Below are 12250 nucleotides of genomic sequence, written 5' to 3'. Positions count from 1 at the left end.
GCGTGCAGGGCTCCGTAGGGCGACCGGCGGCGCGCTGCTGGCCCGGGTGATGCTCTCTGGGTGCTGTTCCTGGGCGGTGTGGGTCATCGCTGCCCCTCGGTGGTCGTCCGTGGAGGCGGGCCCATCCCCCACGGGGACAGGGGACGAGCCCGCGACACCGGCCGGGTGCAGCCCGGCGCGATGCGTGTTCAGTTCAACGGGCAGGAGCCGATATGGACAGGAAAAGCAGCGGGGTTGGTGGTCGCAGCAGACCGGAAATTTCCGGTCGCCCGCGTTCATCAGTCATCAGCGCAGGTCTACGGTGAGTTGGTGACCGGAAATTCCCGCCTCAAGATCGCCATGGCCGAACGGGGCTTTCAGCAAGCCGAGTTAGCCAAGGCCGTCAATGCTGAGCTGCTGGCCGCAGGCGAGCGGGACAGCGTAGGGGACCGCACCGTACGGACATGGCTCACCGGAAAAACCACCTGGCCTCACCGTGCCAAGCGCAACGCTCTGGAGGCAGTATTCAGGTGCACCATCGAGGCCCTCGGGTTCTACCCGCCAGGGTCGCCAGCACCGCCGCAGGAGGACCCCGACGTGATCCGCCGACGCTTCCTCACCGGCGCCGGAGGTACCGCCGCCGCCGCCATACCCCTCGTTTCCGCTCGACCATCCAGCGTCGGCACCTCGGACGTAATCCGGCTCCGCAAGGGCATGGACGGCCTGACCGCCCTTGATCAGAAACGGGGCGGACACGCCGGTCTCGAACGTGAAGCTCTCGCCGGCGCGGCCGAAGCCGTCTCTCTTCAAGGCAAGGCTGCAACGCAGCGCATCAGGCAACGGCTGTTCAGCGTCGCCGCCGACTACACGGCTATGGCCGCCTGGTCCTGTATCGATGCCCGCCAGCTCGACCGCGCACAGGCCCACCTGAACGAGGCACTCCGGCTCGCCGGGATGGCACAGGACCCCGTGGCCCAGATGCGGGTGTGGAACTCCACCGCCATCCTCGCCCACCAGCGCGGCGACGCCGGACAGGGCATCGCCGCCGCTCAGGCCGCACAGTCGACCACGATCACCCGCCATGATCCGCTGTTTGGCTCCCTTGCTCACGCCCGAGCCGCCGTTGGCCACGCCGAACGCGGGGACGGGCAAGCGGCTATCCGCTCTCTTGGATACGCCGAGGAGGCCCTAGGCAAGGCGAAGGAGCAGCCGCGGCCGGGCTGGGTGGCGTTCTACGGGCCCGCAGAACTCCACGCCCTGGCCGCGATCGTCCGCGAATACCTCGGACAACCGGCCGATGCCGAGGCCGCTTCGTACCGGGCTCTTGCCGCCCTGCCCAAGGAGTACCGGCGCAACCGGGCGATGGCCACGGTCCACCTCGCCGTCGCCCAGCTCCACCAGGGCGACGCCGAGCAGGCCTGCGCGTCCACCGAGGGCGTCTTCAACATGATGTCCGGCAGCCCGCTACCCGGCCGTCTCCGGGTCCTGCTCGGCGATTTCTACCGTGGCCTTCTCACTCATGCGCCGTCTGGCCAGGTGGCACGGGAGTGGGCCGACCGTTACCGATCCGAATGGAGCGCCCGTTGACCACGGCAGTTCAGCTACGCCACTACGGCCATGCCGACCTTCCCGACATACGGCAAACTCTGCTCGAAGTTCACGCTGACGCCTACGCCGAGAGGCGCCATGAGGAGTTCGTGCAGCGGTTCCCCTGGTTCGTGGACCACTGGGGCGGCCGAGAAGGGTTCGCGTGCGTGGTCGCCTACGAGGGCGGTGAACCCGTCGGGTTCACCTACGGGGCGCCGGGCGAGCCTGGCCGCGAATGGTGGCGTGAGTACCTGGACGCGGAGCCGGCCGATACGTCCACGTTCTCTGTCTCGGAACTCATGCTCAGGCCGAAGTGGCGCAAGCAGGGTCTCGGGGAGCAGCTGCATGCCGCACTGCTCGCCGACCGGCCAGAGGCGCTTGCCGTGCTCACCGTCGACACCAAACGGCCACGCTTGCAGGCACTGTACGAGAGCTGGGGGTACCGGAAGGTTGGTGAGCGGCAGCCGTTCCCGGACTCTCCGCTGTACGCCGTGATGCTCAAGGAACTCAAGCCCGCAGCCTGACACCACGCCACTGCGGCCGCCTTCTCCCCCGGGGAGTGAGGCTCTTCGTAGCGAGGCTAGTTGGGCGTATGGACGGCCCCACGTCCACGGTGTGTTGCGGTCGTTCGTTGTCCAGCGCCCACGGCTCAGCGCTGGTGCCCATGGTGAACGAGCCGCCGGGGAGCAGTACTTCGCGGGGCAGACCGGCCGCGTCCGCAGGCGCGGCCGGCGGCGCGGGCGCGTGCAGGACGGGTGCGCCCTTGCGTAGCTGGAGGGTGGCGAGCTGTCGGTGGAGCTCGACATTGAGTTCAGGCCGACGCCCCTGCCGCACGATCCGCAGCACACCGAGCCGTGGCTCCACATCCGGATCAAGAACCAGCGGCACCGGGTCACCCTCGGGATGTCGGGCCGGTCGAAGGGCTTCATCTGGTTCTTCTCGTTCCTGGCGGCGTTCTGGATGTGAGCACCCGGCCATGGATCGTGGACGACGACTTGTGGGTGCTGATCGAACCGCTGCTGCCGCCCTGGCCCAAGCGGACACCGGGCACGCGGCCGGTGGCAGATCGGCTCTGTCTCCAGGGCATCCTCTAGGTCCTCTCCAACGACATAGCCTGGCAACTCCTGCCACTGGAGCTGGGGTTTGGCTCCGGACAGACCTGCTGGCGGCGCCTGGAGCGGTGGCAGGAGGCAGGCGTCTTCGACCAGCTGCACCGCATCCTGCTCGCCGAGCTGAACGCGGCCGGCCAACTCGACTGGTCACGGGCCTGCGTGGACGGCTCCCACATCCGCGCGAAAAAGGGGGCGCCGACACTGGTCCGTCGCCGGTCGACCGGCGCAAGACGGGCAGCAAACACCACCTGATCTGCGACGGACGCGGCACACCGTTCAAGGTCGTCACCACCGCAGCAAACGTCAACGGTTTCACCCAGACCCTCGCCCTGGTCGACGGCATCCCACCCGTCGCCGGCCGCCCAGGCCGTCCTCGCAGGCGTCCAGAGACCCTGCTGGGAGACAAGGGCTACGACTCCAATCCGAGCGCGAAGAGCTCTACAAGCGGTTCCCTCTGCGTCTCGCGGTGCCCGCCACGCACCCCCTCGCTCGCGGCGCCTACGTCGACGTGGCCGATCTGCGGGGGCAGCGCTGGATCGCCGGGTCCTCATCGGGAGAGGACCAACTGATGGGCGTGTGGCCCGGCCTGGACGAGCGCCCCGAGATCGCCCACACCGCCCGCGACTGGCTGGCCAAACTCCACCTCGTCGCCGCGGGGTGCGGACTGACCACCCTTCCCGCCTCGCTCGTCTCCGCGGTACCTCCCGGCGTGCGGGTCCTCCCCGTCCGCGGCGGCCCGCAAGAACAGCGGCGCCTGCTCCTGGCCCGTGGTGCGGTCAGCTTCTACGGCGCGACGATCAGCGACGGCGGCGCGGTCACCTTCAACGGCGCGACGGTCAGCGGCCGGGTCTCCTTTGAGCGCGCGACGGTAAGCCATTGCGCGGTCTCCTTCGACGGCGCGACGATCAGCGACGGCGGCACGGTCACCTTCAACGACGCGGCGGTCAGCGACGGCCAGATCGTTTGGGGCAGTGTTCCAAGGCCAGCAGGGCTCTAGGTTCGGTCTCTGGCTGACCGAGAGCACGTCGTAGCAGGCCGGTTGTGGTCGGCAGGCCAGTAGCGCGCTGACCTGCCGTGGTCGGCCTCATGGTCGGGGGCCTGGTCGGCTGCGTGCCCGTGACCAGCGGGGGCTGTGGCGTGGTCAGGGGCTGTCGCCGGTCCAGTCGAAGCGACGCTGGTCGCCGGGGCGCGGGTCGTACATCGCGCGCCCGCCCGGTCCGAACTGCCCGAGCTCGGTTGTGAGGGAGACACCGGTGCCGATCTCGTCTGGCGTCCAGCCGGTGACGTCCAGCAGCAGACCATCCAGCGGGCCACCGACCAGTTCGGCGTACGTCCGGCTCGGACGCGGGCCGGGGTGGTCGGGGTCGGTGCCGTACACGCGGCCGCGCAGCAGCTGCTCATCGTCGCCGTTCATGCCGTTAAGAACTCCTAACACAAAGAGCTATCGGGAATGGCTGTCTGTCAGGGAGGCGTGGGGGTGGGGGTGGGGTGTGTGACGGTTCGCGGCCGACCCGACCTGCGACGGTTACTGCGCAGGAGAGCTACACGCATGCTGTTCGGTGTCGTTCTCTGATCCCGTTGAGTAGTTCGGGACGGGGACCGGGGAGGTGGGCGGGTGCCAGGTGAGAATCCAGCCGGCGGTAAGCGCCGCCGCGCCGCCTGCCAGGGCGATTGCGCCGCCTGTTCCGATGCCTGCGGCCACCGAGCCGAAGCAGGCCGGCCCGACGCCCTGAAGCGTCATGCTGCCGGAGCCGAGCAGACCGAAGGCCTGGCCCTGGCCATCCTGCGGCAGGGCGTCCAGGAACGGCCGTTGCAGGCCGAGACCGTAGGCGAATCCGAAGCCGCAGAGCAGCAGCAGACAGGACGAGACGCCCACTCCGGGCTCGGTGGCGAAGCCGACCAGCGGCAGTCCCATCAGCGCAATCAACGGGACTACCAGTCGCTCCCGGGCGGGTGGCCGTAGCAGTCGACCCACCAGCAGGTCACCGACAAGCATGCCGACCGGCAGACAGCCCATCAGCACCGCGTACCAGCCGGGCGCGAAGTGGCGCCCTCCCGCGTAGGCGACGATCAGACCTTCCGCGCCCGCTACGAACGCGGGCGGGAGCCACTGGGCTAGCATCAGTCGTCGCACCGTGCGCCCGCGCAGCAGCAGGCCGGCACCGTGCAGGCTTGCCCGGACGGCCCCGCCATCGCCCCGAGCGCCGCCAGGTGTGCCGCCGAACTGTCCCGGTTGCAGTCGGGGTAGCCGGATACGGATGGCGAGGGCGCAGCCGAGGTAGAGGACGGCGCTGACCGCGAGTGCCCGGTGCGGGCCGAGTGCCGCGACGGTCACACCTCCCAGGGCCAGGCCGAACAATTGCGCGCCGGAGGCAGCGATGTTGTTCAGTGAACGGCCCAGTACATAGGCGTCGCCCTCCAGCGACTGCGCGACCAGCCGACTCGACGCGCCGTGAAACACCGGTGTGGCGAGGGCTACCAGCGCCACGACACCGAGGCTTGCCGCGATCGGCATCCGCACCAGGGCGAGCAGCAGAGCGGCGGCGCACGTCAAGGCGTAGCCGCCGGTGATGAGCGCGCGGGGCGGCAGTCGGTCGGCCAGTGAGCCCAGCAGCAGCGAGCCGAACAGCTGCGGGATGAAGCCGATGCCGAAGGCCAGTGCGCTCAGCAGCGCGGAGCCGGTGGCCGAGAAGACCAGCACCGAGAACGTGGTGATCCGCAGCGCGTCCGCAGTGATCGCGACGGTGCGGGTCGAGAAGAGCAGCCGGAATCGTGGCTCGGCCAGCACCTCCCGGTAGGTGGCACGGTGGTTGCCCTGCGCGGGCTCGGCGGTTGGGGTCATGACGCGCAGCCTCGCCGTGCGCCCACGCCACCCACCAATGATTCGTCGCTCGACGAATCGGAACAGACGGGCCGCGGTAGCCTCGCAGGGTGCTGCGCTTCGAAGTCTCCGTCGAGGACCTGCTGCGCAGCCGCTTCGCGCTGTCGCCCGCGATGGACCTCTGCTTCCTGCTGCGCTCGCTCGCCGGCCAGGACCAGCCGCTGCCGCGAGCCTGGGCCACCCGGCTCCTGCCGGCCTTCGAACGGCTTCGCCGCGAGACCGAACTGAACGCCGCCCTCGCCCTGCACACCACGCAATCCGGACCGAACTTCGTCGCCCCGCCCCCGCGCGGCCTCAACCAGACCTGGGCAGACGACCTGGCCGTGATCCGGGCCACACCGCTGGAAGTGGCCCGCCACGAAATCGCCACCAACGCGACCGGCCCGTCCGCCCGCGAGCCCCGCGTACGCGCAGTGCTGGACTCGACAGATGCCGTCTCCAGGATCGCCGAGGCGATGGACCATGCGTGGCACGAACTGCTCGCCCCGGACTGGCCGCAACTGCGCGCGATCTGTGAGCGCGACGTCGTGCACCGGGTGGGTGTGATCGGCGAACACGGATGGGTCACGACCATCGAGAGCCTGCACCCGAGCATCGCCTGGAAGGCCGCCGGTATCGAGATCGGCCACTTCCCCCAAGTCGGAACAGTCCGCCTCGCCGGCAACGGGCTCCTGCTGATCCCTTCGGTCTTCGTCGCGAATATCGCCGCCAGCCTGGAAGACCCCTGGCCCAGAACCTTGATCTATCGTGCCCGCGGCACCGCCGCCCTGTGGGGCGAACAGGCGACCGTCCCCCAACCGGACGCCCTGACCGCTCTGGTCGGCCGGGCCCGAGCCCGGCTGCTGTTGGCGCTGGACGCCCCGGCCAGTACCAGCCACCTCGCCCGAAGCCTCGCCATGACACCCGGCGCGGTAGGCGACCACCTCGCCATCCTGCGAGGCGCGGGGCTGCTCGCCCGCGCCCGGTCCGGACGGTCCGTGCTCTACCGCCGCACCCCGCTCGGCGAGGCACTGGTCGCCGGTACAGGCTGAGGGCTCAGATCAGCACTGCTTTCTTGAGGCGCCGCCAGCAGATGATTGCGCAGCCGAGGGTGAGGAAAGCCTCGTGGATGTCGTCCCGTATCTCCCAGCGGATCCGCAGGCGGCGAAACCAGTGCAGGTGGGCGAACGCGCGCTCCACGACCCAGCGTTGGGTTCCGAGGCCAGAGCCGTGCTCGGTGCCGCGGCGGGCGATGACCGGCTTCACGCCGAGGTCCCAGACGAGCCGGCGGTACTTGTCGTGGTCGTAACCGCGGTCTCCGAGTACGACGTCCGGGCGGCGGCGCGGTCGACCGCGCTTGCCGCGCACGGGTGGTACCGCTTGAAGCAGCGGGATGAGCTGGGTACGTTGTTGCGGTTGCCGCCGGTCAGGGTGACCGCGAGCGGGATGCCGGTGGCGTCGGTAACCAGGTGGTGCTTGCTGCCGCTTCTGCCCCGGTCAACAGGGCTTCGTCCCGTCTTGGAGCCCCTTTTAGCGCGCGGATGTGGGAGCCGTCGACTGCGGCCCGGGAGAGTCCAGGGCGTCCGCGCTGCGAAGCTTGGCGAGGAGGACCTCGTGCAGCCGGGGCCACACACCGGCCTCGGTCCACTGGGCCAGGCGCCTCCAGCACGTCATCCCCGAACCGAAGCCGAGCTCCTGCGGCAGGTGTTCCCAGGCGATCCCGGTATGCAGCACGAACAGGATGCCCTGGAACACCAGCCGGTCCGGATGCCGCTTCCGCCCGGGATGGCGGGCTCGGCGCTCCACCTTCGGCAGCAGCGGCTCGATCACCGTCCACAGTTCGTCGTCGACTTCCCACCGCTTCGGCCGCGCCACTCCGCACCCCCGGATCAACAGTCCCGGAGTGATCCAACCACCTCGAAGATCATTTCGTTAGGAGTTCTTAGAGCTCGCAACACGATCACGATCCGGGCTTCTTGAGGCGTGTCCACGCACACGCGGGTCGTTGGCGGTGCGTGCCCCGAAGGCGCGATGTCCTTCGGGGCGTGCGGCAGGGGTTCGGGTTCAGGCGTTGTAGCCGCCGTGGGCGTCCAGTACCGCGCCCGTGACGTACGACGCGGCGGGGCTCGCCAGGAAGGCGATCGCTGCGGCGATTTCGTCGGGGTGCCCCATGCGTTGCAGGGACAGCGAGCTGAGCAGGACCTTGAGGGTCTCGGGGTCCGGTGCTTGCATGCCGCCCTCCATCAGTCCGGCCTCCACGACGTTGGCCGTGATGTTCCGGGGCCCGAGGTCGCGTGCGGCGCCCATGGTGTACCTCTCGATCCCGGACTTGGTCGCCGCGTAGTCGGCGAGGCCGGGGGCGCCGACGCGGGAGCCCAGTCCGGAACTCACCGTGATGATGCGGCCGCCCGTGCGCAGCACTCGGGAGGCGGCCCGGATGACGGCGATCACGCCGAGGTAGTTGGTGGCGTGCATCCGGTCCAGTGCGGCGATGTCGGCGTCCGGGTCGTCTACCGTGCCGGCCGCGGGGATCGCCGCGTTGTTGACGAGGATGTCCAGGCCGCCGAAGTGTGCGACCACGTCGTCGATCAGCGCCGGCGCCCGGCTCGTGTCCGCCTGGTCGGACTGGAAGGCGACGGCCTTGGCTCCCTTGCCGTGCACCTCGTCGACGACGGCCTGTGCCTGCTTCTGGGAGCTGACGTAGGTGAAGGCGACGTCGGCGCCCTGCTCGGCCAGCAGTCGTACGGTCGCGGCTCCCAGTCCGCGCGACCCCCCGGTGACCAGGGCGACCTTGCCCGTGAGTGGCTTGTTCATTCTTCTCACCTCGTTGATTGATCCTTCCCGACTGTCGCAACGTTAATTGTTACGACAGACTGTTGCAACCTTCGCTGTTACGACTGAGCTGTCGTAACATGAAGCGTTGCGGCCGAGAGGAGGAGTCCATGAGCGCCAACAGCAGGCTGACCATCGCCGCCCACGCGCTGGCCTGGATCGGCCTCTACCAGCGCCAGGGCCATGAGGTCGCCACCTCCGAGCAGATCGCGTCCAGCGCGAACACCAACGCCGTGGTGATCAGGCGGCTGCTCGGCGAGCTGCGCAGGGCCGGGCTCGTGGAGTCCCGGCGGGGCGTGGGCGCGGGCTGGTCGCTGGCACGCGAGCTGGAGTCGATGACCCTGCTCGACGTGTACGAGGCAGTGGAACCCGGCCCGCTGTTCGCGATGCACCGCACCACCCCGGACCAGGAATGCGTGGTGGGTCACGGCATCCAGCCGGCGATGCAGAGCATCTACGAGGGCATCGAGGAGACCCTGAGACACGAGCTGGCCCGCGTCACGCTCGAGAACGTACTCCGGGACGTACTCGCGGCACCTCGCTAGCCTCCCCGTTACGCCCTGACATCACCAAGACCCCCATCCATGCCCAGGCCGGCGAACAGCCTGGCAACCAGTCACGCCGAAGACCGTTGCAGTATCAGACCGTGTCCTACGAGCTCGTAACTTGATCTTGTTGAAGTTCCCTGGTCCGGCGTGACCGATGTGCCGATTCCGCCGTTCGGGAGGATGCGAGCACCCGGCCATGGATCGTGGACGACGACTTGTGGGCGCTGATCGAACCGCTGCCGTCCTGGCCCAAGCGGACACCGGGACGCGGCCGGTGGCAGATCGGCCCTGTCTCCAGGGCATCCTCGACGTCCTCTACAACGACATAGCCTGGCAACTCCTGCCACTGGAGCTGGGGTTCGGCTCCGGACAGACAGCCCGGCGACATCGGGGCAGCTACGGGGCTGGGGCAGCGTCAACGTCCTATGGGGCGCAGATGCGGCGGCCTCCGCGTCGCTCTGGCCAGCGGTGACCGAGTACCCCGACCTCAACGCAGCGTGGGTGTAGCCCCGCGTGCGGCCCTGTAGTCCAGCGTCGGACGCAGCTGTTACCTGAGTTCGACGGAGTACGAGGCGCCGGGGAACTCCCATCCGTCGGTGCCTTCGCCGATGTCCGCCACGATGACGTCGTCGACGAAGTGATCCTCGAATTCGTCGTCGGTGAGCTCGCCGGCCAGCCAGAGTTCCTCGATCTCGTCCCAGTCGCCCCTGCTGCCGTCGATACGCAGGGGTGCGGCCCGTCGGTTGCCGCGCTCGCGTTCGTCGTCGCCTGTCTTGACGATGCCGCTGATCTCGAACTGGCCCCTCTTGACGTGGTCGGGGATTGGGTCCGCGGGGACGATGGCGGCGTTCTCGTACGCGGTGTGGATGATGTCGATGTAGCTGCGGCGGACGTTGTACTCGGGATCGGACAGCCAGTTGAGCAGGGTCTTGACGGTCACGTCGAGGCCGGCCTCTTGAAGGGCCTGGTATCCGCGGTGGGTTCCGGTGAGCTGGCTGAGCTGGGCGTGCCAGTGCTTGGCGGTGTACGACGACAGCCGGTGGCGGGGCGTGACCTGGGAGCGCAGGAGGTCGTTGAGGGCGGAGCCCAGCAAGCCTCCGCGGCCGGTGGGACCGGCCATCAGTCGTCACCTTCGGGAATGATCTCGCCGGGCTGGATGTACTTGGCCTTCACTTCGCCAAAGCCGGTCCCGATCCGGTACGTGGCGGGCGGCGTGCCGTCAGGGGTCCAGAAGACGGCCGCGTCGACGTTGCGCAGGGCGATGAGCGTGTGCCCGTCCTGGACGGCCCGGAAGGCTACCGCCCAGTGACGCACGGACGCCTCGGCGACCATGCTCATGCGCCAGTCGGGCCGCCAGAACGGGGAGCGCTGTTCCGCGCGCTTGGGCCACAGCAGGCGCAGCGCGATGGACAGCCGGGTCTTGTACGTCTTGTAGGGGTCACCACCGACCTGGACGAGTTCGGTCCGTGCCTTACGGGTGGCCTCGTAGAAGGGCTTGAAGAGGGACTCGTTGGCCTTCCCGGTCCATGAGTCGTGGATGGTCGGCGCGGCGTCGAGGTGGCCGTCGCGGACGAGTTTCTCGAGCTGCTTGATGTGGGGGGTGGTGACCCACACGCGGCCCTGTTCGTCGGGCCGCTCGATGAGCCGCCCCAGGGGGTGCGGCATGTCGGTGCGGGTCCACTGCGGGATGTCGATGAGGTAGATGCCGGCCTGGGTCTTGTCGAACGCGTCGAGGGGGCCGGTGTGCAGGAGCTTGTTCGGGGCGAGGGGGACGGCCGAACAGGCCGACGGGTAGCTGCCGTTGCGGTCGATCAGGCACATCACGCCATCGCCGAAGGAGTCGGGCACGCCGAGTGTGTCCCGCCGGACGCGCTTGCCGTTTGCCCTGGTGTGGGCGACGCGCGTGCTGGTGACGTCGGGGTGGACCCAGCGGGGCTCGCCGTCCATGTCCTCGCTGATCAGCGGCCACGGGCCGCTGTCCCGCTCCTCACGGCGAATGACCTTGATCGGGTGCATCTTCGAGCGGTCCACCGCGTCCTTGAGGATCCTGAGGGCGGGGAAGACCGCGCCCTCGGGCTCGTCTTCCTCGTCCCCCGGTGCCAGGCCGTCCTCGTCGCCTTCCTCGGCATCTTCTACGTCGGCGTCATCCGGGACGTGCCCGGTGCTCGCGCCGGACTGGGCAGCGGCAGCGGCGGGCTGTCCGGCGGTGGCATAGGCGCGCAGCGCGGCGGCGAGGCGGCGTCCCTCGGCGGTGTCCGGCAGCTGCAGCGGCGCCGCAGCCACTTGGGCCAGGGAGGGCCCGAGTTCCGCACGGGCTTCCTGGTCACCATCGGTCAGTGCGGTGCGCAGCGCGGCCAGCACATGCGTGACGGAGGCCGGCAGCCCCTGCTGGGCACCGGACGTGTAGGGAAGCGCCGCCTCGGCCAACTCCTGCTCCACCGCACTGCCCAGGCCCTGCGCAGGGCCTTCGCCGCCCGTAGCGCCGGCGGAGGCGGTGCCGGCGTCGAGGAAGCGGGCGTGCAGCAGGTCGGGCCGCAGGTACGCCGAGCCGATCGCGCCGAAGTCGCGTTCCGCGACCGTCACCTGGACCGTGGAGGGGTCCTCGGCCGACGCGAGCGTCACCAGGATGTCGGCGTCCAACAGGCTCAGGAGCGTGGGATCGTCGCTGTCCACAATGGCGAGTACCGGGACGTGCAGGGAGCGCGCGAGTCCCGCCAGGACCTGGGAGGCGTCGGGAAGGCGGTTCCCGGACAGCGGCAGGCGGGCGTTGTGGGCGGCCTGGAACCGGTCCACGACTACGAGAGCCAGGTCCTGGACGTGCGGGGCGGTCTCCGCGATGGCCTCAGCGGTCAGGTCGCTGCCGTCGTCGATCAGCAGCACGGAGGCCTTCTGTCGGAGCTGCTGGGCAACCTGCTGCTCGTGCTCGGTGAGGTGTCCCTGCTTCAGGCGCGGGTAGTCGCCGCCGGTCTCCGCGGCGAGGACCCGGCGGAAGATGTCGGCCCGGTTCGGACCCGACGCCGCATACAGGACCTTGCGGTGGTCGACCAGCGCGGTCTGGCGTGCGGCAGCCAGCCCCAGCAGGCTGCCGCCCACGTTCGGAGCGGCCGCGATGAGCATCAGCCGGCCCGGCTGCAGACCGCCCGTCGCGGCGTCCAGTCCGGGCAGCCCGAACGTGGGGCCGCCCGGGCTGGAGGTGAGCACGGAGCCGATGGCGTCGCCGAGCGTGGCGAGCCTGCGGGGCGTCCTGTCGCGGTCCGGGTTGCCTTGGCTGTTCACCGCACCTCCTGCGGGCGCCGCGCCGGTGTGCGCGGCCGTGTCGGACGAAAGGACAC

14 protein-coding genes and 3 pseudogenes are annotated in these 12250 nt (G+C 69.6%); 9 read left to right on the top strand and 8 right to left on the bottom strand.

The annotated features are described in order from the left end of the window. The first annotated feature begins 309 nt into the window (after positions 1 to 309). Both ACTWQO_RS26000 and ACTWQO_RS25995 read left to right on the top strand, forming a co-directional pair. Positions 310 to 1566, top strand: a complete 1257-nt coding sequence (locus ACTWQO_RS26000; protein WP_443239770.1) for a hypothetical protein — start codon at positions 310 to 312, stop codon at positions 1564 to 1566. Next, positions 1551 to 2090 carry a GNAT family N-acetyltransferase gene (locus tag ACTWQO_RS25995; RefSeq protein ID WP_443239769.1) on the top strand — a complete coding sequence of 180 codons (540 nt, stop codon included), beginning with the start codon at positions 1551 to 1553 and terminating at the stop codon, positions 2088 to 2090. The genes ACTWQO_RS26000 and ACTWQO_RS25995 overlap by 16 nt, the downstream gene beginning before the upstream one ends. Positions 2091 to 2177: 87 nt before the next feature. Here ACTWQO_RS25995 and ACTWQO_RS25990 read toward each other — a convergent pair. Beyond that, positions 2178 to 2352, bottom strand: a pseudogene (locus ACTWQO_RS25990) (ergothioneine biosynthesis protein EgtB); the annotation flags it as partial. Between the two features lie 6 nt (positions 2353 to 2358). Between ACTWQO_RS25990 and ACTWQO_RS25985 the strand changes: the two are divergent. From ACTWQO_RS25985 to ACTWQO_RS25965, 5 genes and pseudogenes are all read left to right on the top strand, one after another. After that, the gene (locus ACTWQO_RS25985) at positions 2359 to 2532 is read left to right on the top strand and encodes a hypothetical protein (RefSeq protein ID WP_443239829.1); all 174 of its coding nucleotides are present in this window, start codon (positions 2359 to 2361) and stop codon (positions 2530 to 2532) included. After that, positions 2529 to 2660, top strand: coding sequence for a hypothetical protein (locus ACTWQO_RS25980; protein ID WP_443239768.1), 132 nt, complete (start codon positions 2529 to 2531; stop codon positions 2658 to 2660). Before ACTWQO_RS25985 ends, ACTWQO_RS25980 begins: the two co-directional genes overlap by 4 nt. Before the next feature lie 15 nt (positions 2661 to 2675). Beyond that, the gene (locus tag ACTWQO_RS25975; protein WP_443239824.1) at positions 2676 to 2930 is read left to right on the top strand and encodes a transposase; all 255 of its coding nucleotides are present in this window, start codon (positions 2676 to 2678) and stop codon (positions 2928 to 2930) included. Continuing rightward, complete coding sequence (locus ACTWQO_RS25970) at positions 2822 to 3247, top strand: transposase (protein WP_443239823.1); 426 nt, start codon at positions 2822 to 2824, stop codon at positions 3245 to 3247. The genes ACTWQO_RS25975 and ACTWQO_RS25970 overlap by 109 nt, the downstream gene beginning before the upstream one ends. Next, positions 3133 to 3447, top strand: a pseudogene (locus tag ACTWQO_RS25965) (LysR substrate-binding domain-containing protein); the annotation flags it as partial. The gene ACTWQO_RS25970 and the pseudogene ACTWQO_RS25965, both read left to right, overlap by 115 nt. 372 nt (positions 3448 to 3819) lie before the next feature. Here the strand turns inward: ACTWQO_RS25965 and ACTWQO_RS25960 are convergent. Together ACTWQO_RS25960 and ACTWQO_RS25955 are read right to left on the bottom strand one after the other, a co-directional pair. Next, positions 3820 to 4092 carry a hypothetical protein gene (locus ACTWQO_RS25960; RefSeq protein WP_443239767.1) on the bottom strand — a complete coding sequence of 91 codons (273 nt, stop codon included), beginning with the start codon at positions 4090 to 4092 and terminating at the stop codon, positions 3820 to 3822. Positions 4093 to 4203: 111 nt separating this feature from the next. Next, a complete protein-coding gene (locus tag ACTWQO_RS25955) occupies positions 4204 to 5520 on the bottom strand; it encodes an MFS transporter (RefSeq protein WP_443239766.1) in 1317 nt (438 codons plus the stop codon). Positions 5521 to 5609: 89 nt separating this feature from the next. Here ACTWQO_RS25955 and ACTWQO_RS25950 point away from each other — a divergent pair, with 89 nt between their 5' ends. Then, a complete protein-coding gene (locus ACTWQO_RS25950; RefSeq protein WP_443239765.1) occupies positions 5610 to 6590 on the top strand; it encodes a winged helix-turn-helix domain-containing protein in 981 nt (326 codons plus the stop codon). A 4-nt stretch (positions 6591 to 6594) separates the two neighbouring features. On the opposite strand, the pseudogene ACTWQO_RS25945 reads toward ACTWQO_RS25950, so the two are convergent. The 3 genes and pseudogenes from ACTWQO_RS25945 to ACTWQO_RS25935 all read right to left on the bottom strand — a co-directional run. Then, a pseudogene (locus ACTWQO_RS25945) lies at positions 6595 to 6945 on the bottom strand (transposase); the annotation flags it as partial. Positions 6946 to 7068: 123 nt separating this feature from the next. Beyond that, on the bottom strand, positions 7069 to 7413 hold the full coding sequence (locus ACTWQO_RS25940; RefSeq protein WP_443239764.1) for a transposase: 345 nt from the start codon (positions 7411 to 7413) through the stop codon (positions 7069 to 7071). 189 nt (positions 7414 to 7602) lie between these two features. After that, positions 7603 to 8352 carry an SDR family NAD(P)-dependent oxidoreductase gene (locus ACTWQO_RS25935; RefSeq protein ID WP_443239763.1) on the bottom strand — a complete coding sequence of 250 codons (750 nt, stop codon included), beginning with the start codon at positions 8350 to 8352 and terminating at the stop codon, positions 7603 to 7605. 128 nt (positions 8353 to 8480) lie between these two features. Between ACTWQO_RS25935 and ACTWQO_RS25930 the strand changes: the two genes are divergently transcribed. Further along, entirely contained in the window at positions 8481 to 8915 is a 435-nt protein-coding gene (locus tag ACTWQO_RS25930; RefSeq protein WP_443239762.1) for an Rrf2 family transcriptional regulator, read from the top strand. Between the two features lie 550 nt (positions 8916 to 9465). On the opposite strand, the gene ACTWQO_RS25925 is transcribed toward ACTWQO_RS25930, so the two are convergent. Together ACTWQO_RS25925 and ACTWQO_RS25920 are read right to left on the bottom strand one after the other, a co-directional pair. Continuing rightward, a complete protein-coding gene (locus tag ACTWQO_RS25925) occupies positions 9466 to 10038 on the bottom strand; it encodes a hypothetical protein (protein WP_443239761.1) in 573 nt (190 codons plus the stop codon). After that, complete coding sequence (locus ACTWQO_RS25920) at positions 10038 to 12194, bottom strand: DnaB-like helicase C-terminal domain-containing protein (protein ID WP_443239760.1); 2157 nt, start codon at positions 12192 to 12194, stop codon at positions 10038 to 10040. The genes ACTWQO_RS25925 and ACTWQO_RS25920 overlap by 1 nt, the downstream gene beginning before the upstream one ends. Between the last annotated feature and the right edge of the window lie 56 nt (positions 12195 to 12250).

The sequence above is a fragment of the Streptomyces sp. 4N124 genome, from assembly GCF_052245395.1.
Lineage (GTDB): Bacteria > Actinomycetota > Actinomycetes > Streptomycetales > Streptomycetaceae > Streptomyces.
Note: the sequence above shows the minus strand (reverse complement) of the source record. Positions and strands in the feature narration are given on the sequence as shown.

Excerpts from the sequence above, each read along its gene's own strand:
- ACTWQO_RS25935 (WP_443239763.1), bottom strand. The coding sequence starts at position 8,352 with ATGAACAAGCCACTCACGGGCAAGGTCGCCCTGGTCACCGGGGGGTCG.
- ACTWQO_RS25955 (WP_443239766.1), bottom strand. The coding sequence starts at position 5,520 with ATGACCCCAACCGCCGAGCCCGCGCAGGGCAACCACCGTGCCACCTAC.
- ACTWQO_RS25930 (WP_443239762.1), top strand. The coding sequence starts at position 8,481 with ATGAGCGCCAACAGCAGGCTGACCATCGCCGCCCACGCGCTGGCCTGG.
- ACTWQO_RS25925 (WP_443239761.1), bottom strand. The coding sequence starts at position 10,038 with ATGGCCGGTCCCACCGGCCGCGGAGGCTTGCTGGGCTCCGCCCTCAAC.
- ACTWQO_RS25995 (WP_443239769.1), top strand. The coding sequence starts at position 1,551 with ATGGAGCGCCCGTTGACCACGGCAGTTCAGCTACGCCACTACGGCCAT.
- ACTWQO_RS25960 (WP_443239767.1), bottom strand. The coding sequence starts at position 4,092 with ATGAACGGCGACGATGAGCAGCTGCTGCGCGGCCGCGTGTACGGCACC.